General features: G+C 73.4%; 18 protein-coding genes. 3 read left to right on the forward strand and 15 right to left on the reverse strand.

Annotated features, from left to right (window positions below; all coding sequences use genetic code 11):
• Nucleotides 1–10: 10 nt before the first annotated feature.
• The 4 genes from ACIP4Y_RS04220 to ACIP4Y_RS04235 form a co-directional block, all read right to left on the reverse strand.
• Nucleotides 11–1,060 (reverse strand): PDR/VanB family oxidoreductase, encoded by a 1,050-nt coding sequence (locus ACIP4Y_RS04220; protein ID WP_401387483.1) that lies wholly within the window; start codon nt 1,058–1,060, stop codon nt 11–13.
• Nucleotides 1,060–1,938 carry a metal-dependent hydrolase gene (locus ACIP4Y_RS04225; protein WP_358640675.1) on the reverse strand — a complete coding sequence of 293 codons (879 nt, stop codon included), beginning with the start codon at nt 1,936–1,938 and terminating at the stop codon, nt 1,060–1,062. Before ACIP4Y_RS04225 ends, ACIP4Y_RS04220 begins: the two co-directional genes overlap by 1 nt.
• Before the next feature lie 69 nt (nt 1,939–2,007).
• The gene (locus ACIP4Y_RS04230; protein ID WP_401387486.1) at nt 2,008–3,921 is read right to left on the reverse strand and encodes a hypothetical protein; all 1,914 of its coding nucleotides are present in this window, start codon (nt 3,919–3,921) and stop codon (nt 2,008–2,010) included.
• 49 nt (nt 3,922–3,970) lie between these two features.
• Nucleotides 3,971–4,471: a tetratricopeptide repeat protein gene (locus ACIP4Y_RS04235; RefSeq protein ID WP_358640671.1), complete on the reverse strand. Its 501-nt coding sequence runs from the start codon at nt 4,469–4,471 to the stop codon at nt 3,971–3,973.
• Nucleotides 4,472–4,586: 115 nt separating this feature from the next.
• Between ACIP4Y_RS04235 and ACIP4Y_RS04240 the strand changes: the two genes are divergently transcribed.
• Entirely contained in the window at nt 4,587–4,979 is a 393-nt protein-coding gene (locus ACIP4Y_RS04240; RefSeq protein ID WP_401387490.1) for a hypothetical protein, read from the forward strand.
• Nucleotides 4,980–5,059: 80 nt separating this feature from the next.
• Here the strand turns inward: ACIP4Y_RS04240 and ACIP4Y_RS04245 are convergent, their stop codons facing one another.
• The 8 genes from ACIP4Y_RS04245 to ACIP4Y_RS04280 form a co-directional block, all read right to left on the reverse strand.
• On the reverse strand, nt 5,060–6,598 hold the full coding sequence (locus tag ACIP4Y_RS04245) for a DUF1996 domain-containing protein (RefSeq protein WP_401387493.1): 1,539 nt from the start codon (nt 6,596–6,598) through the stop codon (nt 5,060–5,062).
• 136 nt (nt 6,599–6,734) lie between these two features.
• On the reverse strand, nt 6,735–7,388 hold the full coding sequence (locus ACIP4Y_RS04250) for a response regulator transcription factor (protein WP_358640667.1): 654 nt from the start codon (nt 7,386–7,388) through the stop codon (nt 6,735–6,737).
• A complete protein-coding gene (locus ACIP4Y_RS04255; RefSeq protein WP_401387497.1) occupies nt 7,373–8,659 on the reverse strand; it encodes a sensor histidine kinase in 1,287 nt (428 codons plus the stop codon). Before ACIP4Y_RS04255 ends, ACIP4Y_RS04250 begins: the two co-directional genes overlap by 16 nt.
• 31 nt (nt 8,660–8,690) lie before the next feature.
• Nucleotides 8,691–9,734: an NAD-dependent epimerase/dehydratase family protein gene (locus tag ACIP4Y_RS04260; protein ID WP_401387500.1), complete on the reverse strand. Its 1,044-nt coding sequence runs from the start codon at nt 9,732–9,734 to the stop codon at nt 8,691–8,693.
• 60 nt (nt 9,735–9,794) lie between these two features.
• Nucleotides 9,795–10,373, reverse strand: a complete 579-nt coding sequence (locus ACIP4Y_RS04265) for a winged helix-turn-helix domain-containing protein (RefSeq protein WP_401387503.1) — start codon at nt 10,371–10,373, stop codon at nt 9,795–9,797.
• Between the two features lie 120 nt (nt 10,374–10,493).
• Nucleotides 10,494–10,616: a hypothetical protein gene (locus ACIP4Y_RS04270; RefSeq protein ID WP_358640659.1), complete on the reverse strand. Its 123-nt coding sequence runs from the start codon at nt 10,614–10,616 to the stop codon at nt 10,494–10,496.
• Nucleotides 10,617–10,887: 271 nt separating this feature from the next.
• Entirely contained in the window at nt 10,888–11,919 is a 1,032-nt protein-coding gene (gene glnII, locus ACIP4Y_RS04275; RefSeq protein WP_401387506.1) for a glutamine synthetase, read from the reverse strand.
• A gap of 198 nt (nt 11,920–12,117) precedes the next feature.
• Nucleotides 12,118–12,582, reverse strand: coding sequence for a MarR family winged helix-turn-helix transcriptional regulator (locus tag ACIP4Y_RS04280; protein WP_401387509.1), 465 nt, complete (start codon nt 12,580–12,582; stop codon nt 12,118–12,120).
• 50 nt (nt 12,583–12,632) lie between these two features.
• On the opposite strand from ACIP4Y_RS04280, the gene ACIP4Y_RS04285 reads away from it, so the two are divergent.
• Nucleotides 12,633–13,505, forward strand: a complete 873-nt coding sequence (locus ACIP4Y_RS04285; protein ID WP_401387512.1) for an alpha/beta fold hydrolase — start codon at nt 12,633–12,635, stop codon at nt 13,503–13,505.
• Nucleotides 13,506–13,508: 3 nt separating this feature from the next.
• On the opposite strand, the gene ACIP4Y_RS04290 is transcribed toward ACIP4Y_RS04285, so the two are convergent.
• Nucleotides 13,509–14,228 (reverse strand): hypothetical protein, encoded by a 720-nt coding sequence (locus ACIP4Y_RS04290; RefSeq protein ID WP_401387515.1) that lies wholly within the window; start codon nt 14,226–14,228, stop codon nt 13,509–13,511.
• A 119-nt stretch (nt 14,229–14,347) separates the two neighbouring features.
• Complete coding sequence (locus tag ACIP4Y_RS04295) at nt 14,348–14,716, reverse strand: ArsC/Spx/MgsR family protein (RefSeq protein WP_401387518.1); 369 nt, start codon at nt 14,714–14,716, stop codon at nt 14,348–14,350.
• 217 nt (nt 14,717–14,933) lie between these two features.
• Here ACIP4Y_RS04295 and ACIP4Y_RS04300 point away from each other — a divergent pair, with 217 nt between their 5' ends.
• On the forward strand, nt 14,934–15,248 hold the full coding sequence (locus ACIP4Y_RS04300; RefSeq protein WP_401387521.1) for a hypothetical protein: 315 nt from the start codon (nt 14,934–14,936) through the stop codon (nt 15,246–15,248).
• A gap of 55 nt (nt 15,249–15,303) precedes the next feature.
• On the opposite strand, the gene ACIP4Y_RS04305 is transcribed toward ACIP4Y_RS04300, so the two are convergent.
• Nucleotides 15,304–16,485 carry a winged helix DNA-binding domain-containing protein gene (locus ACIP4Y_RS04305; protein WP_401387524.1) on the reverse strand — a complete coding sequence of 394 codons (1,182 nt, stop codon included), beginning with the start codon at nt 16,483–16,485 and terminating at the stop codon, nt 15,304–15,306.
• Between the last annotated feature and the right edge of the window lie 206 nt (nt 16,486–16,691).

The raw sequence follows: 16,691 nt of genomic DNA on the forward strand, positions 1-16,691 counted from the left end.
CCGCCTACGGTCACATGTCGAGCACCAGGCGATCGCCCCGCGCCCGGGACACGCAGATCAGCATCGAGTCCCGCCGTTCCGCGTCCGTCAGCAGCTCGTCCCGGTGATCGATCTCCCCTTCCAGCACCTGCTGCCGGCAGGTCCCGCAGAAGCCCTGCTCGCAGGAGTAGGCGGTGTCCGGCAGCTCCCGGCGGACGGCGGCCAGCACCGTCGAGCCGGACGGGACCGTCAACGTACGTCCGCTGCGCCGCAGTTCCAGCTCGAACGCGGTGTCGCCGCCGGCCGTCACCCGGGGCGCGAACCGCTCCAGGTGCAGGGCGGCCCCTTCGGGCAGCGCCTCCTCCACCGCCGCCATCAGACCCTCCGGACCACAGCAGTACACCGCCGCACCCGCGGCCGTGTCCGCGAACAGCGCGGCCGGATCCGGCCGGCCGTCCTCGTCCTCGGCGACCACCGTCAGCCGGTCCCCGGCCAGTTTCCGCACCTCCTCCAGGTACGGCATGGACGCCCGGGTCCGCCCGCCGTACAGCAGCCGCCAGTCGGTGCCGTCCGGCAGGGCCCGCAGCATCGGCAGGATCGGGGTGATGCCGATGCCGCCGGCGACGAACACGTACGAGGGCGCGCCGGCCAGCTCGAAGCGGTTCCGGGGGCCGCGCACCTCCAGCTCCATGCCCTCGGCGAGCTGCTCGTGCACCTCGCGCGAGCCGCCCCTGCCGTCCGGCACGAGCCGCGCGGCCACCGTGTAGGAGGAGGTGTCCTCGGGGTCCCCGCACAGGGAGTACTGCCGTACGAGCCCCGACGGCAGCACCAGATCGAGGTGCGCCCCCGGCTCCCAGCGCGGCAGGTCCGCGCCCTCCAGGCGGAGTTGTACGACCCCGTCGGCGATCGTCTCGTGCGCGGTGAGCAGCAGCCGCAGGGTCCGTGAGCGCGGCCGGCCGGACAGGGGCGGGTCCAGGGCGGGCAGCGGCCACAGCGGGGAGACCCGGACGCGGCGGCGCAGGGCCCGCCGGGTGAGCAGGGCGGCGCCCGCGACGAGTGCGGCGGTACGCAGCTTCGGCATCACGCGGCCCTCTTCTCCGCCGCGGTGGCCGCGGGCGAGGAAGCCAGGTAGGCGACGGCCTGCTCGGTGTCGCCCTCCTGCGAGGGGTGGTAGTCGCGGCGCAGATAGCGGGGGACGGACCTGAGCATGTCGCCGGTCGTGGGCAGCAGGCCCCGCCTGCCGCGGACGTACAGGTCCTTGAGCGTGGCCTTGCCGTCGACGAGGGTCGGGTCGTTCGCCATGAAGAAGCGCGTCCCGCGCTGCCACAGGAACACCAGCGCCGTGAAGGCGGTGGCCCAGGTCCGTACCCGCCGGCGGTAACTGCCGTCGAGGTGCATGAACAGCTCGAAGGCGACCGAGCGGTGCTCGACCTCCTCCGCGCCGTGCCAGCGCAGCAGGTCCAGCATGGTCGGGTCGGCGCCGTGCCGGTCGAGTGCCTCGGCGTTGAGCACCCAGTTCCCCAGGAACGCCGTGTAGTGCTCGATGGCCGCGATGAGGGCGACCCGCTCCATCAGCCACCACCTGCGCGGCCTGCCCGGCGGCAGGGTCCGGTCGCCGAGCAGCTTCTCGAAGAACCAGTCGACCTGCGCGGTGTACGGCGTCGGGTCCAGCCCCAGTTCCCGCAGGTGGGGCAGCACCTCGTCGTGGGCCTGGGAGTGCATCGCCTCCTGGCCGATGAATCCGATGACGTCCGCACGGAGCCGCTCGTCCCGGATGTACGGCAGCACCTGCTTGTAGACGTGTACGAACCAGCGCTCACCGGCCGGCAGCAGCAGGTGCAGCACATTGATGGTGTGCGTGGTGAAGGGATCCCCCGGCACCCAGTGCAGCGGCGTGCCCTCCCAGGAGAAGGACACCTTGCGCGCCTTGAGCGGCACCCGGGCCTGCGTGTTAGACATGGCGTCAATGTACTGGCGGGTAAGGCGCCTGAGAACCCCTGTGTGACAGCTTGTTGACGCCGGTGTCAGCTAGTGCAGTCCGTTGATCTCCCGCCCGTCCGCCAGCCTCCCCGTCAGGTCCGCCCGTGCCCCCTGCGCGGCCCTCACGGCCAGCAACGGCCCCGGCCCGGACGCGGTGACCCCGCCCGACGCCTCGATCGACGCCGTGTCCTTGCTGCCCGCCGCCAGCAGGTACCAGGAGCCCGCCGCCGACTTCCACAGCACTCCGGCCAGCACATGCGGATCACGCGGCCCGCAGGCCGGCACGTCCGTGCCCTTGGCGACGACCGTCCCGGCCGCCTTGTCCGGCGTCCGGAACAGCGCCAGCGCAGCCGTGCCGTCGCCGCGCCAGGTCTCCGCCCGGGCGCACACCCACGTACCGGAGCCGCTGCCGTCGGGCAGCGGCTGCTCGGCGTACGCCCAGGCGTTGACGCTGCGGATGCCCGCCGAGCGCTCGCCCGCCAGGGAACAGGCGAACGGCGCCCACGTCCGCAGCCCCTCCGCGCCGGAGACCTCCCCGGCCCTGCGGGGCCGGCCGGCCGTGAGGTGGGCCGGGACCAGCTCGCCCAGGTCGGTGGCGAGCTGCGTGCCGGAGGCGCCGGTCAGCTGGAGCACGGTCCACGAGGCGCAGGCGCCGGGCTGCAGGACGGGGCTGGGCAGCGGCGCGGTGACACCGTCGGCGAGGGCGAGCGGCGTCGCCGACGTGTCCGGCTTCGTCAGGTCCCGCTGGGCCGCCTTCGTCACCCAGGGGGCGGTCAGATAGCGGACGTTGCCGTCGGAGCGGCCCAGCACCAGCGCGCTCGCCCCGGCACCCGTCGCGCCGTCGACCCGGGCGAAGTCCAGGACCGCGAGCTGCGTGCCGCTCTTCGGCTCGGCGTACCGGGCGATGCGCAGGCCGTCGTAGAGGATCACCACCCGGGCGGCGTCTACCTCGCCCGCGTACAGCAGCTGGGGCGGGCCGGCCGGGCCGCCGGTCTGGGTGCCGGGGGTCGCCGAGACCCGGACCGTCTCACCGGGGCGGGCCCAGACCGCGAGGGCGCGGCGCAACAGGGCCTTGTCCCCCGTGAGCGGACCGCGCGCGGGCCACACGGAGAAGTCGGTGCGCGCCGAGGTGCGCCAGACGGCGGGGGAGACCCGGGTCAGCCGGCCGGGGTCGAGCGCGGCCTCGGCGGCCGGGTTCTCGGCGTAGACGGGCGCGGCGGCGCCGTCGGGACCCCAGCCGCCGCCCGGCACGGCGACCAGCGCGCCGCACACCGCGAGCGCCGCGGCGGCGGCGAGCACGGCCTTGGTGCGCCGACGGCGGCGCATCAGGTCGGTGGGCCGGGCCTGCAGCGAACACGGGTCGAACTCGGGGGAGGACAGCAGCCCCGGCTGGGCGGGCACGCTGTTCGCCGACGCCAGCGCGCCGCCCGGGTCGGCCACGCCGGCGGCCTCGAGGAGGTCGCGGACGTCCGGGTCGGGCAGCTTCTCCAGGCCCCGCAGGACGTAGGCGGCACGGGCCGGTCCGGACAGGGCGGACAGCCGCTGGTCCAGGGCGAGTTCGTCGGCGCCGCCCGAGCGCGGGAACAGCCTGAGGCCCCACACCTGGGGGAGCAGCGGCGGCAGCTGGGCGAGCCGGGGCAGGCCCTTGCGGGGGCGGGCCGCCTCCAGGGCCGTCCGCAGCACCCGCTCGCGCAGACAGGCGTACCCGGGGTCGCCCGCCCGGCCCGGGGCCTGGGCGGGGATCACGGACGGCTGCTTGCGGCCCCGGGGCAGCGCGTGCTGGGTGAGGGCGTGTGCGGTCAGCACGCGGCGGCTGCGGCCGAGGCCCGGCGGCAGCACGAGGTAGGCGAGCCGGACCAGCCGGGGGTAGTGCTCGACGAGCACGGCCTCGGCCTGCTCGACGTCGACCGGGCCGGTGCCGCCGGCGGAGGGGGGACGCGGGGATACATCCTGTGACTGCACGTCCGGGAGAACGAGCGAGCCGGTGGTTGGTCACCGCCCGGCGAGGGATTCACACCCGGGGTTCGACCAGGGCACGCGCGTAGTTCGCCATCGACCTCTGGTAGCGCGGCAGATGGGGGGCGAGCGCGCCGAGCACGAGGGACAGGCCCTCGCGGTCACGGCCGAGACTGGACAGGCACAGGGCGAGACAGGCCCGCACCGCGTCGTCCAACTCATCGGAAGGCGCGTCCAGTTCGGGGGTGAGGAGCTTGACGCCCTCCTCGGGCTGCCCAGTGTTGCGCAGCGAACTCGACAGCTGGATCTTCGCCCGGCGGCCCTTGTACCCGTCGAGTCCGCGGGCCAGCGCCTCCCGGTACAGCGGCACCGCCTTGTCGGAGTGCCCGGTGGAGTCCCAGGCGCAGGCCCGCTCGAAGGGGCCCAGCGGGCTGTCGTCCGGCAGCTCGGCCACGAGTGCGTCGATCAGCGCGCGGAACTCGTGCGCGCGCTCTTCCGGATAGTCGTCGAAGGTGGCCCAGGCGGCGGCCACACGGTCTTCCCAGTTCTGGTTCACCGCGCCACCTTCGCACACTCGTGCGCGCCCGGTCGGCGTATTTGAGCGCACCGCGCGCGGGAGCCGTATCCGAAGGAGCTGGGGCATGCTTGGCACACCAGGACCGGAGGAACAGATGAGGTTGACAGGACTGCTGCTCGGCGCCGCGGCCGTGCTGACGCTGGCGGGCTGCGGCTCGGGCGGGAGCAGCGAGTCGGTGCCGCCCACCGCGACCGGCAGCCTGGAGCGTCTGGCCGCCGAGGTGAAGTGCACGCCGAACATGCAGACCGACGCCGACGAGATCCGCCAGGCCATCTGCCGCAACGGCGACGGCAAATTCATCCTCGCCACCTTCGCCACCGACCGCGGCCAGCGCGAGTGGATCAACGACGCGAAGGACTACGGCGGTCACTACCTGGTCGGCCGCAAGTGGGTCGCCGTCGGCGACGACGGGGTGGTCAAGGCGCTGCGCGGCACGCTCGGCGGCGACCTGGAGGAGGGCACCGACCACCACGCGCACAGCGGCTGACGGGAGTGCCGGGGCATGACGAAGGCCGGTGACGGGAGGGGGGTTCGTCACCGGCCTTCTGTCCTGCGTCCGTTACCGGATCACGCGCAGTTCTGACCGCGGTTGATGCAGTTGGCGATCTTGTTGGCCAGACCGTTCTTCGTGACGCTGATGAAGTCGTCGTGGTCCGTGGCCGCCTTGTGCAGCTGCTCCGGGAAGCCGTCCACGGCGTAGGCGTTCTTCACCTGGCCGTTCTGGATGGTCGGCGGGTTGATGTTGTAGACGAGCCGCATGGTCAGCTGCGGGATCGCCTTGAACCCGTTCGGGCAGACACCGCTCGCCGGGTCGGCGAACGCCACGTGGGTGCGGTGGTTGGCGCTGTCGGCGTTCTGCCCGTCCCAGCAGCTCTGGAAGGCGAACGAGCGCACCACCTTGCTGCCCTGCGGGCAGATCGGGTACTGCTGCGTCAGCTGGACCTTGTTCTCGAAGCCGGTGCAGCTCCAGTGCGCGTTGGCGTTCGCCAGACCGTTGGTGGTGGTCTTGGCGTCACCGGTGATGATGCGCAGGAACTGCGGCATCGCGACGACCTTGCTGGCCGGGCTGCCCACGTACTTGATCTGGGCCTGGACCGGGGTCAGGATGCGGCCGACGTTGCCTTCCTTGCCGCCGCCGTCCTTGTTCTGGTCGAAGTCCTGCGTGCCGTCCTGGACGCGGACCACCGGCCAGTAGTACGACGACAGGTCGCTGCGGTTCTGGCAGCTGGTGCCGCCCTGCAGGAACGTGTTGTTGCTGGAGAACGCGTTGACCTTCTGGTTGCCGACGTAGTCGTGCAGGTGGTGCGCGCCGTTGGTCACGCCGGGCGCCACGATCACGTTGTCGGTGTTGAAGTTCTTGTTCGCGTTCACGCCGCAGCGGGTGGTGAACGTACCGGTCGAGGCGTTGCCGGTCCTGCGCGGCTTGCCCTGGACGTTCGGCGCCACCTTGGTGATGTCGACGAAGTCCGCCGCGACCGGGCCGTTGCCGGCCTGCCCGCCGATGTTGCCCTGCTGACCGTTCTGGCCCTGCTGCTGGCCGCCGTTCTGCTGTTGACCGCCGTTCTGCTGCTGGCCGCCATTTTGCTGCTGGCCGCCGTTCTGCTGCTGGCCGCCGGCGTTCGTCTGGTTGGCGGTCTGCGTCGTACAGGCGGCGAGCTGCTTGAGCGCGTTGTCGAAGGAACCGCCGACCCGCTGGATGTCGATGCGGATCCGGTCGATCGTCGCCGCCCGCTTCTCCTTGAGGGGGCCGACGATCGCGTTCTGTACGAAGCTCGCGTCCTGCTGCTGGGCGTTCCTGGTGGAGGCGAGCCGGTTGTAGGCCTCGGTGATCTGCTTGTCGAGGTTCGCCAGCTCCGCCGCCACGCCCTGACGGGCCGCGTTCGGCACGTTCGTCAGCTTCTGGCCGACGTCCGGGCAGGAGATGGTCGCGACCTGCGCCGTCGCGGCCTTGGTCTGGTTGCCTCCCCACGACTGGTTGTTCGACTCGTGCGCCGAGGCGTAGAAGTTCGCCCAGATCAGCCCGCCCCCACCGAGCGCTAGGGCCGCCGATGCGGCAATGGCCTTGGTGGCCAGCGGCGTACGGCGTTTTCGTGTGTTGCGTCCCATGGAACTCCTCTGACTTCCTTGCGGGGCAGCATCGAGGCGCCCGACAGGAGTGAAGCGGCGTCCTTCCATACGGACGCCGCCCCGGAGGTGTTCACCGGTCTCACAAATTCCCCTCAGAAACAGCGGACTTGGCGGGTCACCGGTCGCGGTCCAGATGGGCGAGCACCGCCAGCACGCGCCGGTTGTCGTCGTCCGACACCTCCAGGCCCAGCTTGGCGAAGATGTTGGAGGTGTGCTTGGCGACCGCCCGCTCCGTCACCACGAGCTGGGCCGCGATCCCCGCGTTGGACCGGCCCTGCGCCATCAGCTCCAGCACCTCCCGCTCACGCGGGGTCAGCCGGGCGAGCGGCTGGTCGCCGGCCGACCGCCGGGACAGCAGCTGCTGGATCACCTGCGGGTCCATCGCCGTCCCGCCGGCCGCCACCCGCCGTACGGCGTCCACGAACTGTTCCGCGTCGAACACCCGGTCCTTCAGCAGATAGCCGACCCCGCCCGTGCCGTCGGCGAGCAGCTCGCGCGCGTACAGCTGCTCCACGTGCTGCGAGAGCACCAGCACCGGCAGCCCGGGCCGCGCCCGCCGGGCCGCGAGCGCGCACTGCAGACCCTCGTCGGTGTGCGTCGGCGGCAGGCGTACGTCCACCACCGCCACGTCCGGCGCCGACTCGGCCAGCGCCCGGGCCAGTTCCGGCCCGGACTCGACGGCGGCGGCGATCTCGAAGCCGTAGGCCTCCAGCATCCGCACCAGCCCGTCGCGCAACAGGAAGAGGTCTTCGGCTAGGACAACACGCACGGGATCTCCAGGGTCACCATGGTGGGACCGCCGGCGGGACTGCTGACGGCCAGGACTCCGTCGAAGGTACCGAGCCGGCGCTCGATCCCGGCGAGCCCCGAACCGGTCCCGGCCGCCGCGCCGCCCCGGCCGTCGTCGGTGACGATGATCCGCAGCCGGCCGTCGGTGTGGTGCACGTCGACCCGGACCCGGTCGGCACCGGAGTGCTTGACGGCGTTGGTGAGCACCTCGCTCACCGCGAAGTAGGCGGCCGACTCGACCGGCGCGTCCGCGCGGCCGGGCAGCTCCACGGTCACCTCCGTGGGCAGGGGCAGCCGCAGCGCCAGCGCCCGTACGGCGTCGCCGAGCCCGCGTTCGGCGAGCACCGGCGGGTGGATGCCGCGCACCAGGTCGCGCAGCTCCGCCAGGGCCTCGGCGGAGTTCCGGCGGGCCTGGGCGAGCAGCCGCTTCGCCTGCGCGGGGTCCCGTTCGACCAGCATCTCGATGGTGCCGAGGTCCATGCCCATGGCGACCAGCCGGGCCTGGGCGCCGTCGTGCAGGTCCCGTTCGATGCGGCGCAGTTCGGCGGCCGAGGTGTCGACCGCGTCCCGCCGGGTCTCGGTCAGCACCCGGACCCGCTCGGCGAGTGCGGCGTGGGGGGCGCCGATCATCGCCCGGGTGAGCTGGAAGTGCGCGGTGAGCATGCGCGGGGTGAAGCGGTAGGCGACGAGGAGGAGCACGGCTGCGAGAGCGCCTGCCGCGAGGGCCGTCGGCTGTCCGCTGACCGGGACGAAGCCGTACCAGTACGGCCCGTACTTCCCGTACGGGCCGCCGGTCATGGTCCGCCACAGCCCGGCCGCCAGCGCGAAGCCCTCGAAGGGGTAGAACACCAGCACGGCCGGCACCAGCGCGGTGACGAAGCCCGCGGTCATGTCCACCGGCAGCCAGAGCACGTCCCGCCGTACCTGCGGGTCCCGCAGCAGCGCGACGGTGCGCGTCCAGGGGTTGGCGCTCTGCGGGAGCGGCCGGTACGCCGCCGGGATCCGGATCCCGCACCACTGGGCCGCGAGCCTCCTGCGGGCGTCCGCCAGCGCCCGTACGCCGGTGAGGACCGCCGGAGTGGTGACGAGGCCGACGCCGAGCGGTATGAGTGCGACGGAGACGAGGGTCAGGACGAGGAACGCCACACCGCACGGCAGCACGACGACGGCCAGCACCAGCCCCTGCACGGCGGCCAGCAGCGCCTCCCTGGCCCGGGTGCGGAAGGCGCCTGTGTCTTTGTCGGTGTTCATGCGGCCAGTCTTGCCGACGGCCGCGGCCGGGTCAGTCGTCCGAGGGCCCCTCCTGGGGGGTGGTGCCAGGTACACCCCCGGCCCGGGCCAGCACCTTCGCCTCGACCTGAGGGTCCAGGCCCTTACGGGTGCGGTCCGGCCGCTGGGGCGCGCTGCCGCCGAGCTCCGTCAGCCAGCGCCAGGTGTCCGCCACGGTCTCGCCCACCGGCCGGCACACCAGGCCCGTCGCCAGCGCCCGCGACACGTCCGCGCAGTGCACGGCGTCGAACATCTCGCCGCCCGGCGGCACCCACACCGGCAGCTCGGTCCACGGCTCGATCCCGGCGTCCAGGACGAGCTGCGGATCGGTCCAGCGCAGCTCCGCGTCCGCGCCGGTGACCCGCAGGCACGCCTCGAGCAGCTCGCCCATCGTGGTGTGGCCGGGCGGGCCGACCAGGTTGTACGGCCCGGACAGACCGCGCTCCAGCGCGCCGAGCAGCCACGCGGCGAGGTCGCGCGCGTCGACGTACTGCAACGGCAGTTCGCGCGGGCCGGGGGCCAGGACCGGGCCGCCGCGGGCGATCCGGGTCAGCCACCACGGAAGGCGGCCCACGTTCTCGTACGGGCCGAGGATCAGGCCGGCCCGGACCAGCAGCGAGTCGGCCGTGCCGAAGGCCCCGACGGCGGCCAGCTCGCCGCCGCGCTTGTCCGCCGCGTAGTCCGTCGGTCCGGCGTCGGCGGCGCCCTCGACCAGCGGGGCGTCCTCGGCGGCGCCGCGCGGCCAGGGCCACGCGTACACCGACCGGCTGGAGACGTACGCGTACCGGCCGGCCCGGCCGCGCAGCAGCCGGGCCGCCTCGTGCACGGCACGCGGGGCGGCCGACCAGGTGTCGACCACGGCGTCCCAGCCGGCGCCGGCCGCCGCGAGCGCGGCGAGACCGTCGGGCGCGGTGCGGTCGCCGTGCAACGACCGCACCCCGGCCGGGGGCCGGTGCCGTCCCCGGTGGAAGACGGTCACCTCCCAGCCGCGCCCGAGCGCTGCCTCCACCACGGCCCGCCCCACGAACTCCGTACCGCCCAGCACCAGAAGTCTCATGCCCGGATGGTGCCCGGCCCGGGGCCGTGGGGACGCGCGGCTCTGCCGACGGCAGAACGGTCAGCGGCCGGTCGGCGGCGTGTACTTGTAGCCGACCCGGCGCACCGTCTGGATCGCCTGGCGGTGCTGGGCGCCCAGCTTGCGGCGCAGCCGGGCGATGTGCACGTCGACGGTACGGCCGTCGCCGACGTGGCCGTAGCCCCACACCGTGGTGACCAGCTGGTCGCGGGTGTGCACCCGGTGCGGGTGCGCCACCAGGTGGGCGAGCAGCTCGAACTCCAGGTACGTGAGGTCGAGTTCGCGGCCGTCGACGCTGGCGGTGCGCCGCACGGTGTCGATCCGCACCAGCGGGTCGGTGCCGGCCGGGCCCGCCCCGGGCTCCGGCTGGTCCGGGACCGCGACCGGCAGGAACGGGGGCCGCTGGTCGGCCGGGACCAGCACCAGGTAGCCGACCATCGGCGGCTGGCCCGGCAGGGTCGGCAGGGTGTGCTGCGGCGCGGGCAGCCAGGTGGCGCCGGGCGGCAGGAAGTCCGCGACGTCGACCACCTCGTCCCGGTCGACGGCGCGGAGCCGGTGCCGGGCGCCGTTCGGGGCGGGGGTGGGCAGGGTGGCGGTGGTGAGGGTACGAGAGGTCGCCATGACAGGTCAGCTCTTTCGCGCGAGGAGTTCGTCGGGAGGAGCGGCGGCCGCGATTCGTGGTCGGGCGTGCCGGAGGACGTACGTCGTTTCGCGCTGGCCGAAGGCCGGGGGTGTACGGCTTTAGAGGGCCCGCGCGTTCATCGCGCGGCGACACACACGGTCGAAGTCGTGGTGCTGACGGGAAGGCCAGAACGGCTCGAGGTCGTGGCGCCCCGTCGCGGTGATCTGCAGGAAGCCGGCCATGGGCCCATTGAAGCAGAGGTGCGCGGCGGGCAGGAGCCTCCTCTCACAGCTTGGACGCTTCCTTGGCGTGAAATCGGTAGGGCGTCCCCCTGGTTGCCCGGCGTTCCGCCCTGGTCAGGGGCGCGACGGCGGCCGGCCGTGTCCGGAATGCCGTCTCACTTCCCGGGACGGCGACGGACCCGCGTGGCGGGGAGCCGGCGCGAAACGGGGCGCGACATGCGTGAGGGGCGCCCGCCGTGACAGCGGGCGCCCCTCGGTGCAGTGGGGTGGATCAGACCTGGCCGGCCTTCTCCAGCGCGGCGCAGCAGGTGTCCACCAGCAGGCGGGTCACCACGTACGGGTCGACGTTGGCGTTCGGGCGGCGGTCCTCGATGTAGCCCTTGCCGTCCTTCTCGACCTGCCACGGGATGCGGACCGAGGCACCGCGGTCGGAGACGCCGTAGGAGAACTTGTCCCACGGAGCGGTCTCGTGCAGACCCGTCAGGCGCTCGTCGATGCCGGCGCCGTAGTGCTTGACGTGGTCCAGCGGCTTGGAGCCCTCGCCGAGGGACTCGCAGGCGGTGACGATCGCGTCGTAGCCCTCGCGCATCGCCTTGGTGGAGAAGTTGGTGTGCGCGCCCGCGCCGTTCCAGTCGCCCTTGACCGGCTTCGGGTCCAGGGTCGCGGAGACGCCGAAGTCCTCGGCGGTGCGGTACAGCAGCCAGCGGGCCACCCACAGCTGGTCGGAGACCTCCAGCGGGGCGAGCGGGCCGACCTGGAACTCCCACTGGCCCGGCATGACCTCGGCGTTGATGCCGGAGATGCCGAGACCGGCCTTCAGGCAGTTCTCCAGGTGGGCCTCGACGATCTCGCGGCCGAAGATCTCGTCGGCGCCGACACCGCAGTAGTAGCCGCCCTGCGGGGCCGGGAAGCCGCCCTCGGGGAAGCCCAGCGGGCGGGAGCCGTCGAAGAAGGTGTACTCCTGCTCGATGCCGAAGATCGGCTCCTGCGCGGCGAACCTCTCCGCGACCTCGGCCAGCGCGGCGCGCGTGTTCGACGGGTGCGGCTGCATGTCGGTGTCGAGCACCTCGCACAGCACCAGGATGTCGTCGCCGCCGCGGATCGGGTCCGGGCAGGTGAAGACCGGCTTGAGCACGCAGTCCGAGGAGTGCCCCTCGGCCTGGTTGGTGGAGGAGCCGTCGAAGCCCCAGATCGGCAGCGCGTCGAGACCGGCCGGAGCACCCGTGATGATCTTCGTCTTGGAACGCAGCTTGGCCGTCGGCGCGGTGCCGTCGATCCAGATGTACTCAGCCTTGAAGGTCACGGGGCCACATCCTTCGGGGGTGGGTCGGGCGCACTCGCGGGTGCTGCTGCGCTGCGGCACCGGGGCGCCGCTCGATCTGCCGCGCAGCCTGTCAACAGGCCGTTTCCCGGCCATTGCTCGTGTGTGAACCCCGTGTTACCTGGTCTTTCTGTGTCCGGGCTCACCCGGTGAGGTCGGGCCGGGTGACGTACGGGCTGCTCACTCCGCTCCGGCGGCGGCTTCCCGTACGCCGGTGAGGAAGTCCCGGATCGCCGCCAGCTGGTGGTCGTCGTAGCCGCGCAGCAGCTCCACCGACCGCTCGATCAGCGGCCCGAAGAAGGCCCAGCCGACCTCCACCGCGCGCTCCTCCACCTCCACCACGACCCTGCGCCGGTCCTGCTGCCCGCGCACCCGGCGCACCAGCCCGGCCCGCTCCAGCCGGTCGACGAGCGCGGTCGTACCCGCCGAATTGAGCCCGAGCACGCCGCCGAGCCGCCCGGCGCTCATCTCCTCGCCCGCGCGCCGCGCGTCCATGAGCGCGATCAGAGCGCGTACGTCCGTGGGATGCATGCCGTTGCGGTTCGCGAACCGGGCACTGTGCAGGCCGAGTTCGACGGTGGCGGCGCGCAGCAGGTGGACGATCTCCAGCTCGGGCTCCGGGGCGGGGCCGGACAGGGTGGACACGAGGAGCCTCCCGGCTATCATCTCGCTCGGCGAATATCTTGCTGAGCGAGATGATAGGGGGTGGCGCCGTGGCCGGGCACGACCGTGCGGCGTACCGGGTTGCGTACGACAAGGTCATGGCGAAGTGGCCGGCCGACCGCGAGGCGCTGTCGGTCGCCACGCCCTTCGGCGCAGCCCACGTCAACGTCTGCGGCCCGCGCGACGCACCGCCGCTGCTCCTGCTGCCGGGCGGCGGCGGAGCGACCTCCGCCTCCTGGTACGCGCAGGCCGCCGGACTTGCCCGGATGCGCCGGGTGTACGCCGTGGACCTGCCCGGCGCGCCCGGGCTGAGCCGGGCCGGCGACCGCCACCCCCGTACGGTCGCCGACCTGGCCGACTGGCTGGACGCCGTCCTGGACGGCCTCGGCGTCACCGCGACCGACGTCGGCGGCCACTCCTACGGCGGCTGGACCGCCCTGCACCACGCGCTGCGCGCGCCTGCCCGGGTGCGCCGTCTGTTCCTCCTGGACCCGACCCAGTGCTTCGCCGGGTTCAAGACGGCGTACCTGCTGCACGCGCTGCCCATGCTGCTGCGGCCCGCACCCCGCCGGGTCCGCGCCTTCCTGGAGTGGGAGACCGGGGGAGCGGCGCTCGATCCCGACTGGCTGGCTCTCCAGGAGGCCGCCGCCGGTTTCCCGGCCGCGAAGCCGGTGACCGGCCCCCGCCCGGCGCCGGACGCGCTGCGCGCCCTGGGGGTGCCGGTCCTGCTGCTCGTGGCCGCGAACAGCAGGACCCATGACCCTCATGAGGTGGTGGCGCGGGCCGGTGCGCTGCTGCCGCACGCGGAGACGGCCGTACTGCCGGGCGTCTCCCACCATGCGCTGCCGCAGACGGCGTCGCCGGCCCTGGTCCGCCACCTCACCGCTTTCCTGTCGGCTCCCTGAGCCTCACCCCACCTTCTCGATCACGGCGCGGCGGATGAGGAACTTGCCCGGTTCCCGGACCTGTTCGAAGGCCGCGTTGTTGAGCAGGACGCAACTGCCGGAGACGGACGTCACCTTCACCGTGGTGGACTTGTTGTTGTCCAGGTTGGTGACCTTCAGGGTGGTGCCCGCCGGGAACTGGTTGCTGGACGCCGCCGGGGCGCCGCCCTCGCCGGAGAGGGTCACCGTGGAGCCCTTGCACACCTGCTGGCCGGAGGCCGCGCCGGCGCCGTTGTCTCCCGCGGCGGCCGTCTCCGAGGGCTGCGCGGTCTGCTGGGCGCCGCCCGCCTGCTGGTCGCCGCCCGCCTGCTGGTCGGCGCCCTGCTGAGCGGTGCCGCCCTGAGCCGCCTGGGAGTCCTGAGCCGACTCCCCAACGGTGCAGCCGGCCGCCTTCTGCTGGACCTTGATCTGCTCGATGACCGCCTCGCGGTTGGCGATCCGGGCCGCCGACTGCGCGTCCGGTTTCGCCTTCTGGTCCGCGATGAACTTCTCGTTGTTGCCGAGGGCCGTGGCCAGCCCCTGGCAGACGGTGGAGTCCCCGGCGGACAGCGTCTTGGCGTGCTGCGGGCTCTGTGCGGCGTTCGAGGTGGACGCCAGTGCGAAGGCTCCGCCGCCCGCCACCGCCGCGGCGCTGACGAGCAGCGCGATCTTCTTCTTCGTACCGAGAGTTCTCCTGCGCGACATCCGCGCCTCCTGAAGAGGTAGGGGAGCGTACGCCGCTATGTACGAGATACCGAACGAGGTTACTCAGCGGTTACAGGAGTCACCTGAGTAACCTGCGTCACAGCGGAGTTGAGCACCCCTCAGCTCTTGTTGTGGGCGAGGGCCTCCCGTACGGCCTCCTCGGTGCGCGCCACCAGCGCCGTTCCGTCGTCCGCGGTGATGATCGGGCGCTGGATGAGCTTGGGGTGTTCGGCGAGCGCGGTGATCCACCGGTCCCGCGCGCTCTCGTCCCGCGGCCACTCCTGGAGCCCCAGTTCCTTGGCGACCGCCTCCTGGGTGCGGGTGATGTCCCACGGCTCCAGGTTCAGCCGCTCCAGCACGGCCCTGATCTCGTCCTCGCTGGGCACGTCCTCCAGGTAGCGGCGGACGGTGTAGTCGGCCTGCTCGGCGTCGAGCAGGCTGAGCGCGCTCCGGCACTTGGAACAGGCCGGGTTGATCCAGATCTCCATACGGGACACGGTACTCGGCGGCGGCTCTGTTCGATTTCGTGACACCTCGGCAGTCCCGTCACCCTCACCCGTGACAGTGGGTCAATTTCCTGCGCGACCTGCGGCTTTGCCCCTCTCTCGGACCCCCGATTGTCAGTGCCCGCCGGTAGACTGGAAGCAGTGTTCGAGGAAGTCGCCGGAGCCCCGGGGGCTGCCTGACCGCGACAGGAGGATGCCTGTGCCCGCTGCCGCTACGAAGCCCAAGCCGTTGCCCACCCAGTCCACCGCCCAGCGCGCCGTGCTGTTCGACTCGCCCTACGAGCCCGTGGCGAAGCGACCGCTGCCGGCCGGGCGGCCGCGCGAGTGGTACGTCACGCACAACCGGCGCCTGAAGGCCATGCGCCTCGCCATAGCCCTGCTCGACTCCGGCGTCCACCTGCCGGACCAGGCCCGCAACGAGACGATCCGCGGCACGGCCGAGCGGATCGGGATGCGCCCCCCGTCGGACACCACGTGCCACATGGTGCGGGCGCTGATGCGTTACTCGCGCTGAGCCACCCGCGGTGCCGGGTGCCCCGCGCCGGTGCGGGGCACCCGGCACCCGGCTGTCATGCCGTCAACTCCCGCTCCAGCGGCGTACGGAAGCGCGGGGTGACCCGGGTGGCACCCAGCCGGTCCCGCAGCCGCCCGGCCTCCGCCGCGACCGCGCCCGCGGCCTCCCGGCGGACGCCCGCCTCGGGGATCCGCCACACGATCTCGCCGTCCGCGCGCTGTGCCCAGCCGCCCACCACCCGGCCGTTCCACCACACCGTGGGACCCACGTTGCCGCTGCGGTCGAAGAGCAGGGGGCGCAGCGCCGGGTCCAGATACCAGTCGCGCTGCTGCCAGCCCATGGCCGTCGGGTCGAGGGCGGGCAGCAGCGCCGCCCACGGCTCCTGCGGGGCCGCCACCGGTGCCGTGTCGCCGTCGGCGACGTACCCCGTGCCCTCGTCCAGCGCGACCTCCTCGGCACCGGTCGCGGCCAGCGCGCGGCGGACGTCGGTGACTCTCCACCCGGTCCACCACTTCAGGTCCGCCTCGGTCGCCGGGCCGCACGCCCGCAGCCAGCGGCGCAGCAGGCCGGCCTGGGCCTCGGCCACGTCCAGCTCGGGATGGGCCGGCGCCGGCGCCCAGCGGAACCGGCCGGACGTCCAGGAGCCGAGCGGCCGGCCCCGGACCACCTTGCCCTCCACGCCCAGCACCCGCAGCAGACGGGTCGACACCGTGTGGACGCCCTCGTACCGCTTCCCGGCCGCGTAGACGAACTGCTCGCGCAGGCGCGGCTCGTCCGCCGCCAGCTCCGCCGCCGTCGCCTGGCCGCGCCGGGCCAGCGCCGCGAGCGTGGCCTCCTCGACCTCCGCCAGCCAGACCGCGTCCGGGGCGCCGGCGGCCGCCATGTCCCGCAGCAGGCTCGCCCGCTCACGGGCGGCCACCGCCAGGCCCGTCGAGGCGTGGACGACGGCCGTCAGCCCGGCCGGGAACACGAACACCGTGTGCCGCATGCCGTGCATCCGCACCAGCGTGCGGTCCTCGTACAGCGCCCGCTCCGTCTCCGCGACCGCCTTCGCGGGCTCGGCCAGCCGGGCGGCCACCGCCAGGTGCACCGTCGCCGGGTCGCTGCCGTGCAGGGCCACCAGGGAGGCCGCGACCTCCTCGGGGGTGGCCGCCCGTGCCGTACCCGCGAGGCGGTGCCGCAGGGCCAGCCGGGCCCGCCGCTCCGCCGTGCCGATGTGCCGCCGTCCGCGCGTCATGCCCGCCTCCCCTGGCTCACGATCCCGTGCCGCCATGGTCGCCGACGCCACTGACAACGGGGCCCCGCGCCCGGGGCCGCCCGTCCTGCCGGGCGGTCACCGCCTGGTTGTACCGTCGCCGGGTCGCTGCCGTGCAGGGCCACCAGGGAGGCCGCGACCTCCTCGGGGGTGGCCGCCCGTGCCGTACCCGCGAGGCGGTGCCGCAG

The sequence above is a fragment of the Streptomyces sp. NPDC088810 genome (genome assembly GCF_044750305.1).
GTDB lineage: Bacteria > Actinomycetota > Actinomycetes > Streptomycetales > Streptomycetaceae > Streptomyces.

Excerpts from the sequence above, each read along its gene's own strand:
- ACIP4Y_RS04220 (WP_401387483.1), bottom strand. The coding sequence starts at position 1,060 with ATGCCGAAGCTGCGTACCGCCGCACTCGTCGCGGGCGCCGCCCTGCTC.
- ACIP4Y_RS04225 (WP_358640675.1), bottom strand. The coding sequence starts at position 1,938 with ATGTCTAACACGCAGGCCCGGGTGCCGCTCAAGGCGCGCAAGGTGTCC.
- ACIP4Y_RS04240 (WP_401387490.1), top strand. The coding sequence starts at position 4,587 with ATGAGGTTGACAGGACTGCTGCTCGGCGCCGCGGCCGTGCTGACGCTG.
- ACIP4Y_RS04245 (WP_401387493.1), bottom strand. The coding sequence starts at position 6,598 with ATGGGACGCAACACACGAAAACGCCGTACGCCGCTGGCCACCAAGGCC.
- ACIP4Y_RS04255 (WP_401387497.1), bottom strand. The coding sequence starts at position 8,659 with ATGAACACCGACAAAGACACAGGCGCCTTCCGCACCCGGGCCAGGGAG.
- ACIP4Y_RS04260 (WP_401387500.1), bottom strand. The coding sequence starts at position 9,734 with ATGAGACTTCTGGTGCTGGGCGGTACGGAGTTCGTGGGGCGGGCCGTG.
- ACIP4Y_RS04265 (WP_401387503.1), bottom strand. The coding sequence starts at position 10,373 with ATGGCGACCTCTCGTACCCTCACCACCGCCACCCTGCCCACCCCCGCC.
- ACIP4Y_RS04270 (WP_358640659.1), bottom strand. The coding sequence starts at position 10,616 with ATGGCCGGCTTCCTGCAGATCACCGCGACGGGGCGCCACGACCTCGAG.
- ACIP4Y_RS04285 (WP_401387512.1), top strand. The coding sequence starts at position 12,633 with ATGATAGGGGGTGGCGCCGTGGCCGGGCACGACCGTGCGGCGTACCGG.
- ACIP4Y_RS04290 (WP_401387515.1), bottom strand. The coding sequence starts at position 14,228 with ATGTCGCGCAGGAGAACTCTCGGTACGAAGAAGAAGATCGCGCTGCTC.
- ACIP4Y_RS04295 (WP_401387518.1), bottom strand. The coding sequence starts at position 14,716 with ATGGAGATCTGGATCAACCCGGCCTGTTCCAAGTGCCGGAGCGCGCTC.
- ACIP4Y_RS04305 (WP_401387524.1), bottom strand. The coding sequence starts at position 16,485 with ATGACGCGCGGACGGCGGCACATCGGCACGGCGGAGCGGCGGGCCCGG.